Genomic DNA, 17,003 nt, shown 5'->3' with positions numbered 1-17,003 from the left:
TTGCGGTCACGGGATTGTGCTCAGGCGTTGCTTGAGGTGCTCGGCAAAGGCCGTTACCAACTGCGAGCGAGGTTCATCAGCACGGAATGCCAGGCCAAATTCATAGGGCAGCGCCGGGCGAAACGGGCGGCTGACAATCGGCAAATGCATGAAGTGGCTGGCCAGTAAACCGTTGACGATCGACACCCCCAGCCCTTCGGCGACAAAGCTGCACGCAGCGCCCACCGAATGTACTTCGACCCGCACTTGCGGTGTCAGGTTGGCCGCACGGAACATCTGGTTCAGCTCGGTACGCACTGCCCGTTGCCGGCCCAGCATCACCAGCGGCACATCGCGCAGATGCTGTACCTCGATAAATTCATGCCGGCTCAACGGGTGGTCGGCCGGCATCACGCACACGCCTTCAGTGCGCAGCATCGGTTCGATATCAAAGTCGGGCATCTCGGTGGGCAGGCGCACAAAACCCAGGTCGGCGGAACGGTCCAGTACGGCGCGCTCGATCATGTCGTAGGAGCCGGTCAGCAGTTCGACCACGATGTCTTCATGGTCCTTGAGAAAGTCCGCGACAATACGCGGCAACAATTCCTGGGTCATGCTGGTAGGCACGCCGACCTTGAGCAGGCTTTTGCGTGAACGGCCCACACGCATTTCATCGGCCAGGCGCTGGATACGCTGCATGCCGTCCACCAATCCTGCAACTTCGGTGAGCAGTTCCTCGGCCTCTGGCGTGGCCATCAAGCGGCCCTTTTTGCGCAGGAACAGGGCAAACCCCAGGGCGTCCTCCAACTGGCTCAACAGGCGGCTGACCGCAGACTGCGACAAGCCCATGCGTGTGGCTGCGCCGATGGTCGAACCGGTGGACATGATCGCCTTGAAGGCTTCGAGTTGCTTGAAATTCACCGTGGATTTCCTGTCGAAGGGCGGCTTTGCGCATAGCGTCATGCGCTTCTCGCATAACGTTGTGGGGCGTTCGGCAAGCCGTTAGTGTCCGCCCCAATGTGACCTGGCGTCCAGCCTGGTACACGGAGCAACTGCCCATAAAAATCGACAATACGGCATTGAGGAAACAGTTATGCGTGAACTTTTCACCAGAGGCGGTGTGGTCACTGCCAGTGTGTTGGCGAGTCTGTCGCCGTCGTTGATGGCCCAGGGGTTCTGGGAGGATTCCCAGGGCAAGTTGACCCTGCGCAATTACTATTTCAACGACGGTTATCGCGACGGTGGCGAGGACCGCAAGGAGTGGGCGCAAGGCTTTTTGCTCAACCTGCAATCGGGCTACACCGAAGGCACCGTAGGTTTTGGCCTGGATGCCCTGGGGCTGTCGGGGATCAAGCTCGACTCCAGCCGCACCCACTCAGGCACCGGCCTGTTGCCGGTCCACGATGATGGACGCGCCGCCAATGAGTTTTCCAGCCTCGGCGTGACCGCAAAAATGCGCATCGGCGCCGCCGTGGTGAAAACCGGCACCTTGTTGCCGAAGATTCCGGTGTTGGTACACAACGATGGGCGCCTGCTGCCGCAGACGTTTCGTGGCACCCAGATCGAATACACGGGCATCCGCAACCTGTACCTGCACAGCGGGCACCTGGATCAATTCAAGCAGCGCAACTCCACCGACAGCGTGGATATTTATCCACAGGGCTACAGTGGCAAAAAGGGCAGCGACTTCGACTTCGCGGGCGCGACCTATGCCTTCACGCCTACGCTCAGTGGCACCTGGTACTACGGGGAAATGCGCGAGTTCTATCGCCAACAATTCCTCGGCCTGGTGCATAAGCAGCCGTTGGGCCCGGGCAGCCTGACCAGTGATCTGCGCTACTTCATCAGCAATGAAGCGGGCGAGGCGCGTAATGGCAAGGTTGATAGCGATATGTTCAGCGGCCTGTTCACCTATCGGTTGGGGCCGCAGGCGTTGGGCGTGGGCTACCAGAAGGTCAGCGGCGATACCGCGCTGCCCTATGCCAGCGTGTCGACGGTGTACTCCTTCAGCAACGCCGGGGTCGGCAAGTTTATCCAGGCTGGCGAGCAAACCTGGATGCTGCGCTATGACTACGATTTAGCCGCCGTGCTGCCGGGCCTGAGTTTCATGACCCGTTACTACAAGGGGCAGAACGGCGATTTCAAGGGCCGCGAAGCCCGTGAGTGGGAGTCCGACACCAACCTGCGCTACGTGATCCAGGACAGCACGCTCAAAGGCCTGGGCGTGGAGTTGCGCAAGGCGACCTACCGTTCGACCTACGCCAGTGACCGCGATAACTACCGGGTCTACCTGACGTACGACCTGGCGCTCTGGTAAGCCCTACTGCTCGACAAAGTAGTAGGGGCGGCTGCCCACGGTGATTTGCTTGAGCGTGGTGACCGGGGTCGTCAGTTCTTCGATGCGATCGAGCAAGGCCACGTTGCCCGGCTGGGCATCGAGATAGGCACGCAGTTGTGTTTGTGTCTGCAGGATCGGCAAGTTGCTCATGGTGTAAAACACCGTGGCGCCGGCCACGCGCTCATTGGGTTGATAGAGCACCACATGACGGCCTTGGCTCTGTAGTACCTGGACTTGGCTGGTCAGGGGCACGAAGGACTCGCGTCGATCGGCCTTGGGTGCATACCAGATCGCGGCACCCAGGTAGCAGGCGATCACCAGGGCAAACACGCCGGTGATCACGCCACGGCGATAAGCGGGCAGGCGGTCGAGCAGGACTGCACCGTACTCGGCTGCGAGGACGGCCGCCGCCGGGGTCAGGGCCATCAGATACACAACGCGTTTGCTGGATGCGAAGGTCAGCAGGGTAAATTGCGCCACCAGCCACAGGCTGAAAAACAGCAGGTAACGATTGCTCGCCAGGCTTTTGCGAAAGTGCCACAGGCCCAGGTACACCAGGATGTTCCACGGCAAAAAAGCTTCGGGCAATTTGGCGAGGTAATAGTAGATCGGCTCGTAATGCCCGGCTTCGACGAAGGAGCCGCTGAAACGTCCGACACTGTTGGTCCACAACACCTCGCCGACTGCCTGCATCCCGCCGCGTTGATACAGCAATCCCAGCCAGATCAGCAGCGGCACCAGCGCGAGCAAAGTGAATACACCCGGTTTGAGCCATTGGCCGAGTTGCAAGCGTTTGTCCATCAGGCTGGTGCAGGCCAGGTAGGCGAATATCACGATGCCCGGCATCGCCAGGCCCAGCACGCCTTTGCTCAAGGTGGCGATTACCATCCCCAGGGTAAACAGCAGCCAACTGCCCGCGTTAGACGCGTCTCGGGATTCAGGGCGCGTAGCCTGGTAGAACGCCAGCAACGCCAGGGTTACGCCGAGGCTGAGCAACGCATCTTCACCCACGCCGCGCACGTTGCTCCAGTAACTGGCCATCGTCGCCAGTATCAGCGCGGCGCAAAACGCCAGAGGCTTGGGCCGCCCGAACCGGCGCAGCATGCCGTACAGCAGCATCACACTGAACAAACCGGCAAACGCCGAGGCCAGCCGCACCGCGCCAGTGCTGGCGCCAAACAGGCGAATCGCCCCGGCATCCAGCCACAGGCTCAGGGGCGGTTTTTCCAGGAACGGCTCATCGAACAGACGCGGCACCACCCAGTCGTTATCCAGGTGCATGGCCATGGCAATCCCGGCCACCCGGGCTTCGGTGGAACCTTGTAGCTCGTGATTGCCCAGGGCAACAAAGAACAGCAGACCGGCAAGCAGCAACAGCAGCGGGGCAGGGCGTGTCATGGGGAGGGTTACCGGATGCAAGGGGACAGCGTTCGAGTATACGAAGGCAATCCTTAACCAATTGTGAACGTCCGAACGATGGGGCGCTTGTTGCGAATTGGCCTGCCAGATGGCCTGGAAGTGGTCGGTTTGCCGCCACCTTGGGAACCTACCATTGCCGGGCCCCGAGCCACACCGGAGCGGGGGTTCCTACAGGAGAGTGCAATGACTAACGACCCACAGGCAATCGTGGTACGAGCCGTGCAGCCCGATGACTATGAGCAATGGCTGCAACTGTGGCTGGCCTATCAGGACTTTTATCAAGTCACCCTGGATGAGACGACGACCCGCACCGCCTTCAGCCGCTTGCTCGATGCCGATGAAGCCATGGCCTGCGCCGTGGCAGTCCAGGGCGATGAGTTGGTGGGGGTGGTGCATGCGGTGTTGCATCGTTCGACCTGGGCAGTTGCTGACTTTTGCTACCTTGAAGACTTGTACGTGGCCCCCACGGTACGCGGCGGCGGCACCGGCAAATTGCTGATCGAATGGGTCCAGCGTTATGCGCAATACCACGCCTGCGCACGGTTGTACTGGCATACCCAGCAGACCAATAAACGCGCGCAAAAACTCTACAACTGGATCGCCGAAGACTCGGGTTGCATCGAGTACCGGATGGCCCTGTAACGCCCGCCCGCGACGCTCGCCGATATTGGTCGTGGACATATCGGCGGCAGCGCACAAAGATGCGTGCCTTACGCGCATTTGGCCAAGTCGATGACCCACAACCTTGAACTGGACACGCTGAAGATCCGCCTGACGGACCCCAAGCTGGCCGCCCTGGATTTGCGTGTGCGGGTGCAGCGCGTGCTGCGCCAGTTGATCCTGGAAGGCATCCTCGCACCTGGCAGCCGCCTGCCCGCCACGCGCACTCTGTGCAAGTCCCTGGGTATCTCGCGGGATACCGTGGAAATGGCCTACGTCCAATTGCAACTGGACGGTTACCTGTGTCGGCGCGAAGGCTCGGGCAGTTTCGTCTCTGAAAAGATCGGGCCGAGCCTGCTGGGTGCGCGCAAGCGCAAGCCGGTGCTGCCCAAGCAAGCCGCGTCGCTGAGTGCCAGGGGCGCACAGATCCTCGCCGGCGGCGGGGTTACCGATCAGCAGGTGGTCAAGGCGTTTGCCACGGGGTTGCCGGAAACGCGCACCTTTCCAGTCGGTATCTGGGAGCGCCTGCACCGCCAGGCGTTGAAGGATTATCGTCCGAACCTGCTGTTGCATGGCGACCCGCAAGGCGCCGAGCCCCTGCGCCAGGCCATTGCGGATTATCTGAACCTGGAACGCGGTGCGCGGGTCACGCCGGATCAGGTGCTGGTGTTGTCGAGTACGCGCCAGGCCCTGTACTTGTGCGCGCAGGTGCTGGTGGATGGCGGCCAGCCGATCCTGATGGAAGACCCGGGTTACTTCGGCGCTCGCAAGGCGTTTGAAATGGCCCAGTTGCAGGTGGTGCCGGTTGCGGTGGACGACAAAGGCCTGTGTATCGACGCATTGCGCGCCAACCGCAGCGGCGCCAACACCGTCTACGTCACGCCGTCCCATCAATACCCCACCGGTGCGACCCTGGCGCTGGAACGACGCCTGGACCTGATCGCCTGGGCCGAGCAACGTCAAGGCTGGATCATCGAGGACGACTACGACAGCCAGTTCCACTACGAAGGCTTGCCGACCGCCTGTGTGCAGGGCCTGGACAACTATCAGCGCACGCTCTACCTCGGCACCTTCAGTAAATCCCTGTACCCCGGTTTGCGCATGGGTTTTATGGTGCTGCCGCGGGAGTTGGTCAAACCCATGACCTACGCCCGCAGCATTCTCGATGGCCACACCCCGCAAATCGCCCAACTGACCCTGGCGCGGTTTATGAGCGATGGGCACTTCGGCAGCCATATACGCGCGATGCGCAAAGTCTACGGTGAGCGACGTGACGCCATGGCCGAGGCGCTCGGGCGCCATTTGAGCCATGTGGTCACTGCCAGCCTGCCGCCCGGTGGCTTGCAGTTGCCTTGTGTGCTGCATGAAGGGTGGTCGGAGCTTTCGACCATTCGCCAGGCGGCGCGGGTGGGTATCCAGTTGCCGGGCCTCACTCGCCTCTATGCCCAGCCGCCGCCACGGGGCGGCTGGTTGCTGGGGTTCTCGGCGCTGACGCCCGGTGAGATCGACACTGCCTGCCGGCAGTTGGCCAAGGTGCTCAAGAGTGGTCTGGTGCACGGTAGGGAAGTGGACTGAAAGGGCGGTCCGGCGCTTGTTAGCCTTTGCGGCCTAAACAAAAGGAATGCGCCATGAACCGACCCGCCACACGCCTGCGCCTCGTCGACTGCCTGTCACCCAGTATCAGTGCGCTGATTTCCGTCATCGTCAATTACGCCGGCACCTTTGTCCTGGTGTTCCAGGCCGCCCACTTGGCCCAACTGAGCGCGGCGCAAACCGCTTCCTGGGTCTGGTCGGTGAGTATTGGCGTGGGCGTGACAGGGGCGTGGTTGAGTTACCGCTACCGTGAGCCGATCATCACGGCGTGGTCGACGCCGGGGGTAGCCTTCCTGGCGACCGTCATGGCGTTTACCCCCTATGCCGAAGTGATCGGCGCCTATGTGATGTGTGCTGTCGGCTTTATCGTGTTGGGCCTGAGCGGTGCATTTGAGCGGCTGGTGCGACTGATCCCCGGTGGTATTGCGGCGGGTTTGCTGGCGGGGATTCTCCTGCAATTTGGCGTGGCGGCGTTTGGTGGGGCCAGCGCGGATCCGCTGCTGGTGATCGTTCTGGTGGTGGCCTACGCGGTGCTGCGCCGTTTCACCTCGCGTTATGCGATGGTCGGGGTTCTGTTGGTGGGCCTGGGGTTGCTGCTTGTCCAGCAGCGGCTCGACCTGCACAGCCTGGAACTGCAACTGGCGGCACCGGTGTTTGAAATGCCGCACTTTTCGATCGCGGCGTTTTTTGGCGTGGCATTGCCGCTGTTCGTGATCACCCTGACCGGGCAATACATCCCCGGCATGCTGGTACTGCGCAATGACGGGTTCAAGACCAGCGCCAACCCGATTATCACGGTGACGGGGCTGGGGTCGCTGTTGATGGCGCCGTTTGGTGCCCATACGTTCAATGTCGCGGCGATCACGGCGGCGATCTGCACCGGGCGCGACACCCATCAGGATCCGTCCAAACGCTACATCGCCGGGTTGGTGTGCGGGGCGCTGTATATCCTGGTCGGGGTGTTTGGCGTGACGCTGGCGACCTTGTTCATGGTCTTGCCGCGCGCGTTTATCACCACCTTGGCGGGCCTGGCGTTGCTTGGGGCCATCGGTTCAAGCCTGGCCAATGCGATGGCCGACACACGTACCCGGGAAACGGCGTTGATCACCTTCTTGGCGACGGCGGCCAATGTCACATTGCTGGGGGTTGGCGGCGCGTTCTGGGGGCTGGTGGCGGGGTTGCTGGTGCATGGGGTGATTCATGGTGGGCGCAGGGCACTGGCCTAGCCCCACTGTAGGAGCGAGCTTGCTCGCGAAGGGCGTCAACGATAACGCGTGTTTGCTGGGTAAACGCGGCGTTTCCAAGTGCTTCGCGAGCAAGCTCGCGCCTACAGAGGGCCTGTCGTCAGAGCAATTGAACTCGCTGCACCACCATACCTAAAGGGCCGCTGAGTTTTTCCACGCGTATTTTGCCGCCATCTCTCAGAGTATCTGCTTGGCAGATCTTTATTCGTCTCTCCAATTCCCGGTCAAAAAGCCGTCCCCCAGTGAAGTTTTTTCAATTCAATGGGCTTCCATGCATGAACAATGAGGGGGGGCATATCATCGCCCATGCCTTTTGGTCGGATAAATGTTCGACAAGGCGTAATACGGTGACCCACGCAACGTGATGGTCACCACACGCTGGGATTTCTAGAGCGCAAACGCTCCTGAAAAAACCACCTCAACCGGCCCAGTGAGCAACACCGGGCCGGTGCCTCGCCATTGCACCGTGACGCTCCCGCCGTCGCATTCAACCTCGACGCAATCGTCCAGCAACCCACGACGCATACCGTTGACGGCCGCACCGCATGAACACGTGCCCGAACCCAGCGCAACACCGCCGCAGCGCTCCCAGATCCGCAGCCGAATATGCCGGCGATTGATCACCTGCACGAAGTGCACATTCGTCTTCTCGGGAAACAATGGGTTGGTCTCAATCGTCGGCCCGATTGCCGCGATATCAAGAGTGCCCAGATCATCGACAAAAAAAGTGCAGTGCGGATTGCCCATGCTGCACGCGGCAGGCTCACCGGCCAGCGGCAGATGCGCTGTGTCCAACTCACGGGCCAGAGGAATCTGCTGCCAATCGAACAGCGGCTCACCCATGCCCACGGTGATTGTGTTGGCTGCGCTGCGCTCACAGGTAAGCAAGCCGCGATGGGTCCGCAGCACCACCGACGTGCTGTTCAATTCGCTCATCAAACGACTGGCAACCCCCCGCGTGGCACTGCCGCACGCATCCAGCGCAGTACCATCAGCATTCCAGAACATCACCCACGCCGCCGCATCCTCGCAATCGAGCATCACCGCCAGTTGGTTGAAACCAATCCCACGGTGACGATCGCCCATGCGCTTGGCCAGGGCACTGGTGATGGGGTTGATGGTGGTACGTGCGTCGACAATGACAAAGTCATCGCCGTTGGCGTGCATTTTGTGAAAACTCAACGGCATGGCACGGTCCTGATGAATGACGAAGAGGCGCTGGCGCTGGCGTGCCAGCGATGAGCGTTAACGATAACGCGTATTGGGGTGGATAATCGCGATCGCTTTGGGGACTTTGCGAAGACGTTCGTTCCTATAGGGCAGGTGGGGTATTGGCTGGAACTACAAGAATATTCAGCGCACGCGCCACTAGCAATTCTGGACTGCCCGAGCGTCCGTATTCACTGGGGTTCAGGCACAAAAAAAGACGTCTGTGGACGTCTTTAGATGATGAGCCGGGGTAATCTGAATTGGCCTCCTATAGTATTGATTACTATCTTTAAATTTATTTTTTTATTTTCATTGGAATACCAATTGGAATGCCCAACGAGCATATCCATGCTCTGGCACGTCGCTTGTAATCGATTTTACGGCCTTGCTTCTCATCGATGATCTGGGGTGATCTTCCTGCCGCTCTCAGGACACAGGTTACGCTTTATAAGAGGCTGAAGGTGGTGAATGGAAAAAAACGGCCAATGCTGTCGATCACATCAGCAGAGTTACCCCCCGGTAGCTACCACTTGCCATCACGGGAGCCTGCCGCTCGCCTCTTGCTTCAAATAGGTCAGGCAATCGTTCGTCTATGGCCATCCAGCTAACACTTCCTGCGTAAAGACTGCGCTTCGCGGCAAGATCCCGCTCGCCACGACATTTTCCAAGGTGGTCGTCGGATCGGCGACAAAGAACGTTAGTACCAGCCCCCGCTGGGCGCGAGTGCAGCAGACGTAAAGCAGTCGCAGCGTTCGGCTCCAAGTGTTTTCATCACCGCCTAGTGCTCGTGCACGATCTGCAGCACGGGCCTCAGCGCTCGCGAAGACACGTTCGTAGTTGTACGTTCGGTAGTCGCTTTCTTCCTCGTCCATCACCACCATGACGCGTTCGAACTGCGCTCCCTTCACACCGTGCTGTGTAGCATAGGGAGACCCTTCTGAGACATAGCGCTCATAGGGCCAAAGCTCTTGTGCAGAACACTTGAAAAACTTGGCCATTGCCGCATCTGAGGATAGTCCTTCGGCCGGAACTGCATCAGCAGCCTCGGGCTCCTGGGCAGCGTCTGCAACATCCCTGACAAATCCGAGAACACGCGCATAGCGATCGTCGAACTCGAAAAGACCCGTGTCACAGAGATGGAGTGCTATGTCACCAATGGTGGTCCCTGCCTCGTCCAGCATGGCGACAAGTCTAGACATAGCAGCGTGCAGTTCTCGCAATACAGCCGCGGCACGTCGGCCGGTAAGAGCCCCTGGCGCCAGACGCGGGCTGAACTTCCGGAGCAGGTTCATCGCCGCGAACTCGTTGCCGGCCTTCACGGCGGCAACGATCGGTAGCGCAAAACTTAGGAACGGTCGAACGGGCCAGCCGGTGCCATCCTGCATCCCCTGCTTCATGCCCTCCGATGTCTTATCGTTCAGCGCCGAGTAGATGCCACCGAAGCCGAGCCGGTTTGCGGCCATGCGGTGCACGATGACAAGAATCTTGAGCGCGATGTCTGGGGTCGTCCAACCCTCGTCGTTGTTCGTCGCCGCACTCCACGCCCGGATTCTCGCCAGGGCCTCAATTCGGTTCAGCGTGTTCGGCAGGACGAACATCCGGGCCGAGCCCTCCACCGGCGTGAGTTCTCCATTAACCCTTTCGTGCAGCCCGCGGACTTGCTCCATGCCGTCGCCCTGCGCGCGCACGGCGTTGGCAACGTCAAGGATCTGCTTGGCACAGCGAAAATTCTCTGGTTTCGTGATGGCCCGCCAATGGTCCTCAAGCGGGATGTCCCCCGCCCCTCTCATGAAAATCGCCTGCATCGGGTCGCCAAAAAAACCGAGACAGAACTTGCGCCGCATCTGGGCTTCCACTTCCTTGAAGGACTTCACTACGCTCGGGAACGTGTCCTGACTCTCGTCAATGAACACAAACGGGAAGTTCAGCGCTACGACCCGTCGGAACAGCGGGCGATTTTGCAGCAGGAAATCGGCGAGCTGAAGGATGTCCTCGTGGCCGAGGACGCCCTTCGCGTAGTCACTGCCCACGCCGTAGTTGAAAGTCTTGACGCCAGCAATAGCCTCCAGGCTTCGGGCATAACGCTCTTGGTCAGCCTTGTTCCTGTCGCGTGTAGTCTGCCGGACACGTGAGCTGTAGTTCTTGAATTCTTCTTCCAGTTCGGTGATCCGCCTGCGGATGTCGTTCTGTAGCCAAACCTTAATGTCCGCCTGAAACGTCCTGGTAATAGACCAGTAGAAGCTGTGGATGGTCGAGACATGAACCAGCGGGTCGTCGTTGACATCCGCCAAGATTTCTTTGGCGGCGAGGTCCGTATATGTGATGCAGGCGACCTTCTGCTTCTTCGCCCGCATGCTGGCGCCGTGCTCTGAGATCACCCAGTCCAGCGCCTTGATCAGGGAGGTGGTCTTGCCGGAACCTGCGCCGGCGCGGACCACGAACGGCTGCGGGGGGGCCTCGGCAATACATGCGTGGATCTCGCGGTCGGCGTCGGTGTCTGGGCTATCAATTCGTCTGCTCATGTCGTCTGCCCCGCGCCTGCAATAACTGCGACAATACCGGCTGCAGTCGGCTCAATTGTCGCGACCTCGTTGGCAATAGCCGCGTCCGCCTCAATCTCGTGGGCCACTTTGGTTTCGAGCCAGGCTAAGCCCTCGGCGATGTACGTGGGGACTTTCCAGCAGTTGAGCGGTCCGCTTGCGAGGACCTCCAGCGCAAAGCGAGTCTTGTCGAAGTTCTTGCCGATCACCCTTTCGTGCAACTTCTCAGCCAGTTCTTCAGGGCTGTTTGGTGCGCGCTTCAGCTTGAGTCCGACCGCCCGGTTAGCCTCAGCCTGACACCAGTCGGAGTTCTCAAGACCGAAGGCCTCCTCAAGCGTGCGGCCGCAGAGCTGCGAGGTCGTGGCACCCACCGTCACCAAAACCTTGGTTTGATAGGCCACCCGAACCTCAGCGCTGGTCCCCTCGGCAAGCGACAGCGTTTTTTGCTCCGCCGTGACTTCCCAGAGTTCGGCAACCAACCGCTTCTTAGGGATCCAACTGATAAGGGTTTGGTTGGACGTGAACGCACCCTCCACGTGAGCATGGCAGGTGCTGCCACGCTTCTTAGACTTCTTCTTGCCGCCCGGTGCTGCTTCGTCGTCGTCTTCGAGCTCGAAGGGCTTCAGGTCGTCTTCCTCGTTATCTCCGTCGACGGCACCGGCTCCTGTGTCTTGCTCGGCGGCATTTTCGGCATCCGTCTTGACCGCTACGCTGTCCAGATCCGTGATGACCAGCGTAGTAAGTCCAACGAAGGCAATCAACTCCTGGAACCGATGCGCGAACGCGCCACCGACTTCAAGGATGGTTAGGGCGGAGGAACGCAGGCGCTTGGCCGCCGTCTCGATCATGGCTGGCAAGAGCAGGCGCTCGACATTGCCCTCCACCAGGATGACAGCATCGGAAAAGAAGAGATCGCAGTGTGTCAGTTTCAGATACCGCTGCAAGAATTCGCGCGCTGGAGCGTCGGCCGCGCCCGTCTTGAAGAGCGAAAGATTCCTTACCTCGGTGTTATGGTCCAACTGGTCGCTAACACGGCGAAAGTACCTGATGGGAGAGAACCCGCGCTCATAGAGAATGTGCGGGGAGTGCGTGGTGACAACGAGCTGCGTGTGGAAAAACGTTGCGTGATCGTTGGCATCCTCAAGGAGGCGCAAAACATTCCTGATGAAGACCTGCTGGATCTGAGCGTGCAGATGCGCCTCAGGCTCCTCGATGAAGACCAGATGCAGTGGCGCCCGCTTGTCTTCCTCGGCTTTCCACTGCTCGTGCAGGTCGAGGAGTTCAACCACCATATAGACTAGGTTCTTGAACCCCAGACCGTTGTAGCTGTCGGGCAGTTGCGCGGTGATCGCACCAGGAACCACGTAGTGAACCTTGGAATCCTGCCCCAGGACGGTGGTCGGATCCAAGGACGCCCGAATCACGATCTCGGGGTTGTTGACGCCTGGATAGCCGAGTTTGGCGAGGCGCTTGAGAGTGTCGCTGAAGACTTCCTTCAGGTGGAAGTTCAGTTCTTTCTCCGAGGTATCGAGCGCTTTGAGCGCTGCATGGTCGTCGCCACGCTTCTCCAGATTGCGGTGATAGAAACGGCTCAGACGCCGCGACAAGCTCTCGGCGCGGTCGGAGCTGCCAGCATCCGGGTCATCGAGGTGCCGCTGCGCGCGCAGGAAGTCTACCCTCACCAGAGACTTGAGAATCGCCGCGCCACCCGGCTCCTTGCCTAGTGGCAGCGGCGCATAATCGACTTCCTTTGGCTGATAGCCGACAAATGCGCGCTCATCGAGCACGTAGTAGCGGAACGTATATTCTTTGCTCAGTTCCTTGGTGAGGTACTTCGTCAGACTTTCCGGCCAGGGCTTGTACTCGCCGGGATCCGCTTCCACCGCCGCCGCATTTTCCGCACCTGCCTCCGCGCCTACACTGCGTCTGGCCATCAGTGCGTTCGCAGCGTTGTTGGCCTTTTCATGCAGTTCGTGGAACTTCCGGACGAGTGCATGGGCGTCCTGAGGCTCGAACGCCACCCGGATCCCGACGCACTTACCGTCCCACTCCGTGCTCGGAAGAAGCGACATTGCAGTGGCGAGGTCGTCTTCACCGACCCGGAACCAGAGATCCAAAAGAATGGACGGCAACTGCTTGGGCGCGTCCTCATCGCCTGGAGGCGTCCTGCCGATGACGTCGATCTCGGCCCACAACGCCGCGCTGAAGTCGAAGAGTTCGAACTTCTTCGCTTCGCCACGGAGCATCGAGTACAGGCCTTGTACGGCAGACGTCTTGCCGCTGTTGTTGGCGCCAACGAAGATGGAAATCTCATCGTCAAGCTCAATGACGACGTCGCGCAGTCGGCGATAGTTCTGCAGCCGATATGCCTGTAGCTTCATGGTCACCTCTTCCTAAGTGATGCCGGGACAACTTGGTGCTGAGCACACAGGCCGGCTGCTTTCCTTTGAGCGTTCGTGAATCTAACAGCATCTATGTGCGGATGCCGAGAGGAGACTTATATAGCGCACGCCATGCTAAACCTCCAGTCAGCACATCAACGTCGAAATAACGACGACCTTACCCATACATACATACATACATCACTTCACGTCTCGTAGCAGCGGCGATTTTGAGGCCATGCCAATCAAGAAGAAGTAGGAGACAATGATGAAAAGCAACGAGTTACCAACAGAAATATCTTGCGAGGTCGACCTTACGCTGACCTATGGTATTGCCCCTGGTCTCGGCCGTCAGGCGAAGTACTCGGCCCAGCCGATTTTGATCTGTCGAGAACTAGGCAAAAAAACGAGCGTCCAGGTAGCTAACTTAGGTGTGGACTTGCTGAAATCGCCTGCTATCAGTCATGCGCAAATTGTTCTACCAGACGGAACGTCGCTGTCTGGAGCCGTAACCAAAATCAGCCCCTGCGGCACCTACTTTGAGATGATTGAGGATAAGGGTGCGAGGGCTAAAGATCAGCGTCCAGATGTGTAGGAAAAATTGACATGACATTCACTGAGCTTTTTTCCTCCGCCGTATTGTCGGCGATGGTGGCCGCCCTCGTGACCTTACGGTCTTCGGAAAGAAAGATTGAGATAGAGAACGTTACTCAAGAGCGGGCAAAGTGGCGGGACAAGATACGACTCAATGCGCTAGAGGTACACAGGGCATCAGTAGCTAACAATGCTCCAAAGCTTTCCGAACTGCACTTAACGTTTGAACACATGCTCAATCCGCTCGATTCTGAAGATAATGGCATTCTGGCCAGTATTTGCAGACTGAATTGCCTTGCAGAGTCAAAGGCTGAGCTTGCCGAGTTTTCAAAGCGAATTGCTTTGCTACTGAAGCATGACTGGGATCGAGCGAAGCTGGAAGCCAGTCCTTGGCCATGGCCCTTCAATAGGGCGAAGCGAACGAAGTACTCCTAATGAGTTTTGGGCAAATCACCCGCTGCACTCAAGCCCTTGACCTGAAAAAAACAGGGCTGAGGACGTAGAGAAGTGCCTATTTGACTCCCGCACAATCAAGGTAAGAAAATGACAATCAGTCCTGTAATCCCTGTGTTTCAGTGCCCTCGCGATATCGCCTTGAAGCTATTTCGAGAAGCTGGCCGAGCCTGGAATGCAAGCACCTTGGAAGAGATGGGAGATCACCTTTTCAATTTCTGTGTAACCAATTCCTCGTTACGGGACTGGATTCTGCAATCAAAGGACGAAAAAGGTGATGCAGCTTTTCATAGTGCTTGGCGAGCCAAGGCTAATGGTCTGTTTGGTGAATGTGCCGATATCGCTAACGCCTCGAAGCACCTAGTGGTGAAGTCAGTTTCGGTCGGTGTTGGCAATCAGAAATTGTCCGCGCTAGGTCCAAATGGTGTAATCAAAGGGCTAGAAAAAGAACGGCAAGCTTTTAGCATCGTACGTTCAAGCGGCGAGGACATCGACCTGCTCATGTTTTTCTTCAAGATTTGCCGGGCTTGGGAAGATCTGTTCGAAAATGATCCAACCCTTGAGGCGCTCCCTTTCCACGGCGATTTTTTACTCACAACTGCTTAGAAAATTCAGGCCAGCCTTTCGGGGCTGCACGGGAAAGCGTTCATTGCCCAATCAAGCTGGCCGGGGACTTATGAACGCTTTATCAATGCAGCAACGAGTTCGAGGAAAAAATCATGAGCAGTGACAAAAACGAGCACAAAATCACTCTGCCCCCCGGCTCTCGATTTCGGCGACAGGCTGGTCCGTATGACTTAGATACCGGCCGTCCGCGTTACGCCGTCCAGGTAATCGCGCCGGATGAGCAGGCGAGACGCCAGGTCGAGGACAACTCACAGATCATGGGCACTCCTGGCAAGCACTTTTATGTGTGGGATATCAAGAACGGTTCGACTTGGCCTGTTTTCCTGACCCTGACAGTGGATGGAGTGAAGGTAGGCAAGGACAACGACTGACGAACTGTTCGAGGAAACCGAAGCATGGAGCCCCGTCACACGCTGATAGCTTTAGGTTTGATTATCGCCGCCATAATTGCGGCGAATACTTCAGCCTGCAATCCACCGGCACATACAGCATCCTCGACGCAGCAAGCGAAGCAGACCTGCGATGAAGTTTACGCTGCCAGCGAGGACGCTAGCGGATACGGCGATTGCGTCAGTTCAGCAAAGCGAAGCCTCGAAAAATACTAATTGACGGAAAAAGGAAATTCCGCATTGAAATATCTCATCGTTTTAAGCGTCACCGTGCTCTTGGCCGGCTGTGGTCAGGAATCCAAGCCAGCAGCTGTACTTCACCTTGCTCCGATCACACCTGGTGCCATTCCCGAAAAGATCGGCGGCTGCGGGGAAGGTTGTAAGAAACTGGACAAGTTTGCTCAGTGGCAACCGCTGCTCGCTCCGCTGGTTGAAATGCACCGCAGGCAGGAGAAGTGCTCCTCAGTTGAGTATGCGATGCCCGATATCGACTCTGACCCAGTGGACCCGAAGTTTTATGTCCAGTGCAAAGAAGTGAGAAGCGGCCAGCTTTACAACACCTTCTACACGCGGACACAGATCGAGATGGGCACGCCGGCTACGAGTGAGCCGGTTTCCCGTGGGTATGCTGAACCTCTTTGTGCAGGCCAATTGGCTGAGAAACTGCCCGGCGCCACAATTGCCAACCAAGGCTTTTACGAAGCTCCGAACGGCTCAGTACGCCTAACCTATGACTTAAAAGTAAATGGCCTCGACAAGAAGGCGGCTTGTCTAGTTAGCCACGAGTCTGTTGAGTTCAACGTCGTCCGGTAGCTCAGTAATCAAGGAAAAAATGACTCTCGCAATAAACGTGATTCTTGGCCTACCGCCGCAGCTGCAGGCACTGATTGACCAGGTGAAAGCCGAGGAAATTCGCTCAGTCCCCTCAAAGGGACGTGTCATGTAAAGTTGAGCCGTAAGACAAGAATTTTAAGGCCGTTAGAGGCGCTGCATGGGTTCTGGAGATATTCCGATGAATTTTTTGAAAGTAATATTGGCTGTCACTTTTTTTGCTGCTGCTCCCTCATGGGCTGGAGATTTGACTGGACCACAAAATAATGCAGTCAGATCAGCGAAGCAGTATCTCAGCATGACGGGCTTCTCACGGAATGGGCTTATTCATCAGCTTTCATCTGATGCTGGAGAGGGTTTCGACGTTTCTGACGCCACGATAGCAGTGGACAGCATGAACATTGATTGGAACCAGCAGGCGGTGAGGTCTGCGAAGCAGTATCTCAATATGATGGGCTTCTCGTGCAAAGGCCTCATTAAGCAACTTTCCTCGAGCGCTGGAGAAAAATACACTGTGGACCAAGCAACCTACGGGGCAAAACATGCAGATGGTTGCTGAAAAACGGCGTGGTTCAAACGATAGTTACATTGAAATAATCGAATTCGCCTTCAAACATCGTTCTAGGCCGTTGGGCTGAAATAGCAAGATGTTGACCAATGCCACCACGAAGCATGGTTTGCCCGTGTGGCTGCGGACAACGTGAACCAGTAGGAAAGGTCGCTCAGCTGTATCCCAAGCCTCGGCC

15 protein-coding genes are annotated in these 17,003 nt (G+C 58.0%); 10 read left to right on the top strand and 5 right to left on the bottom strand.

The window, feature by feature from the left end; translation table 11 throughout:
- Positions 1 to 6 precede the first annotated feature (6 nt).
- Positions 7 to 900: a LysR family transcriptional regulator gene (locus FJD34_RS24165; RefSeq protein WP_032862955.1), complete on the bottom strand. Its 894-nt coding sequence runs from the start codon at positions 898 to 900 to the stop codon at positions 7 to 9.
- A gap of 172 nt (positions 901 to 1,072) precedes the next feature.
- On the opposite strand from FJD34_RS24165, the gene FJD34_RS24160 reads away from it, so the two are divergent.
- Positions 1,073 to 2,296, top strand: a complete 1,224-nt coding sequence (locus tag FJD34_RS24160; RefSeq protein ID WP_090292926.1) for an OprD family porin — start codon at positions 1,073 to 1,075, stop codon at positions 2,294 to 2,296.
- Positions 2,297 to 2,299: 3 nt separating this feature from the next.
- Here the strand turns inward: FJD34_RS24160 and FJD34_RS24155 are convergent, their stop codons facing one another.
- Complete coding sequence (locus FJD34_RS24155) at positions 2,300 to 3,715, bottom strand: ArnT family glycosyltransferase (RefSeq protein WP_090292928.1); 1,416 nt, start codon at positions 3,713 to 3,715, stop codon at positions 2,300 to 2,302.
- A gap of 204 nt (positions 3,716 to 3,919) precedes the next feature.
- On the opposite strand from FJD34_RS24155, the gene FJD34_RS24150 reads away from it, so the two are divergent.
- The 3 genes from FJD34_RS24150 to FJD34_RS24140 all read left to right on the top strand — a co-directional run bounded on the left by FJD34_RS24150 (position 3,920) and on the right by FJD34_RS24140 (position 7,215).
- On the top strand, positions 3,920 to 4,378 hold the full coding sequence (locus FJD34_RS24150) for a GNAT family N-acetyltransferase (RefSeq protein ID WP_090292929.1): 459 nt from the start codon (positions 3,920 to 3,922) through the stop codon (positions 4,376 to 4,378).
- Positions 4,379 to 4,468: 90 nt separating this feature from the next.
- Positions 4,469 to 5,971 carry a MocR-like pyridoxine biosynthesis transcription factor PdxR gene (pdxR, locus tag FJD34_RS24145; RefSeq protein WP_090292931.1) on the top strand — a complete coding sequence of 501 codons (1,503 nt, stop codon included), beginning with the start codon at positions 4,469 to 4,471 and terminating at the stop codon, positions 5,969 to 5,971.
- 53 nt (positions 5,972 to 6,024) lie between these two features.
- The gene (locus FJD34_RS24140; RefSeq protein ID WP_090292932.1) at positions 6,025 to 7,215 is read left to right on the top strand and encodes a benzoate/H(+) symporter BenE family transporter; all 1,191 of its coding nucleotides are present in this window, start codon (positions 6,025 to 6,027) and stop codon (positions 7,213 to 7,215) included.
- 405 nt (positions 7,216 to 7,620) lie between these two features.
- Here the strand turns inward: FJD34_RS24140 and dapF are convergent, their stop codons facing one another.
- From dapF to FJD34_RS24120, 3 genes are all read right to left on the bottom strand, one after another.
- Positions 7,621 to 8,421 carry a diaminopimelate epimerase gene (gene dapF / locus FJD34_RS24130; RefSeq protein WP_090292934.1) on the bottom strand — a complete coding sequence of 267 codons (801 nt, stop codon included), beginning with the start codon at positions 8,419 to 8,421 and terminating at the stop codon, positions 7,621 to 7,623.
- 611 nt (positions 8,422 to 9,032) lie between these two features.
- A complete protein-coding gene (locus tag FJD34_RS24125) occupies positions 9,033 to 10,964 on the bottom strand; it encodes a UvrD-helicase domain-containing protein (protein WP_090292935.1) in 1,932 nt (643 codons plus the stop codon).
- Positions 10,961 to 13,363 carry an AAA family ATPase gene (locus FJD34_RS24120; protein ID WP_090292937.1) on the bottom strand — a complete coding sequence of 801 codons (2,403 nt, stop codon included), beginning with the start codon at positions 13,361 to 13,363 and terminating at the stop codon, positions 10,961 to 10,963. Before FJD34_RS24120 ends, FJD34_RS24125 begins: the two co-directional genes overlap by 4 nt.
- A gap of 268 nt (positions 13,364 to 13,631) precedes the next feature.
- Here FJD34_RS24120 and FJD34_RS24115 point away from each other — a divergent pair, with 268 nt between their 5' ends.
- From FJD34_RS24115 to FJD34_RS24090, 6 genes are all read left to right on the top strand, one after another.
- Entirely contained in the window at positions 13,632 to 13,958 is a 327-nt protein-coding gene (locus FJD34_RS24115; RefSeq protein ID WP_090292938.1) for a hypothetical protein, read from the top strand.
- An 11-nt stretch (positions 13,959 to 13,969) separates the two neighbouring features.
- Complete coding sequence (locus FJD34_RS24110) at positions 13,970 to 14,392, top strand: hypothetical protein (protein WP_090292940.1); 423 nt, start codon at positions 13,970 to 13,972, stop codon at positions 14,390 to 14,392.
- 108 nt (positions 14,393 to 14,500) lie between these two features.
- Positions 14,501 to 15,016 (top strand): hypothetical protein, encoded by a 516-nt coding sequence (locus FJD34_RS24105; RefSeq protein WP_090292941.1) that lies wholly within the window; start codon positions 14,501 to 14,503, stop codon positions 15,014 to 15,016.
- Between the two features lie 113 nt (positions 15,017 to 15,129).
- Positions 15,130 to 15,408, top strand: coding sequence for a hypothetical protein (locus FJD34_RS24100; protein WP_090292943.1), 279 nt, complete (start codon positions 15,130 to 15,132; stop codon positions 15,406 to 15,408).
- Between the two features lie 258 nt (positions 15,409 to 15,666).
- A complete protein-coding gene (locus tag FJD34_RS24095; RefSeq protein WP_090292945.1) occupies positions 15,667 to 16,239 on the top strand; it encodes a hypothetical protein in 573 nt (190 codons plus the stop codon).
- Between the two features lie 199 nt (positions 16,240 to 16,438).
- Positions 16,439 to 16,816: an Ltp family lipoprotein gene (locus FJD34_RS24090; protein WP_028237301.1), complete on the top strand. Its 378-nt coding sequence runs from the start codon at positions 16,439 to 16,441 to the stop codon at positions 16,814 to 16,816.
- The last annotated feature ends 187 nt before the right edge of the window (positions 16,817 to 17,003 follow it).

The organism is Pseudomonas brenneri (genome assembly GCF_007858285.1).
GTDB classification, from domain to species: Bacteria; Pseudomonadota; Gammaproteobacteria; order Pseudomonadales; family Pseudomonadaceae; genus Aquipseudomonas; species Aquipseudomonas brenneri.
This window is presented reverse-complemented; position numbering and strand designations above follow the sequence as displayed.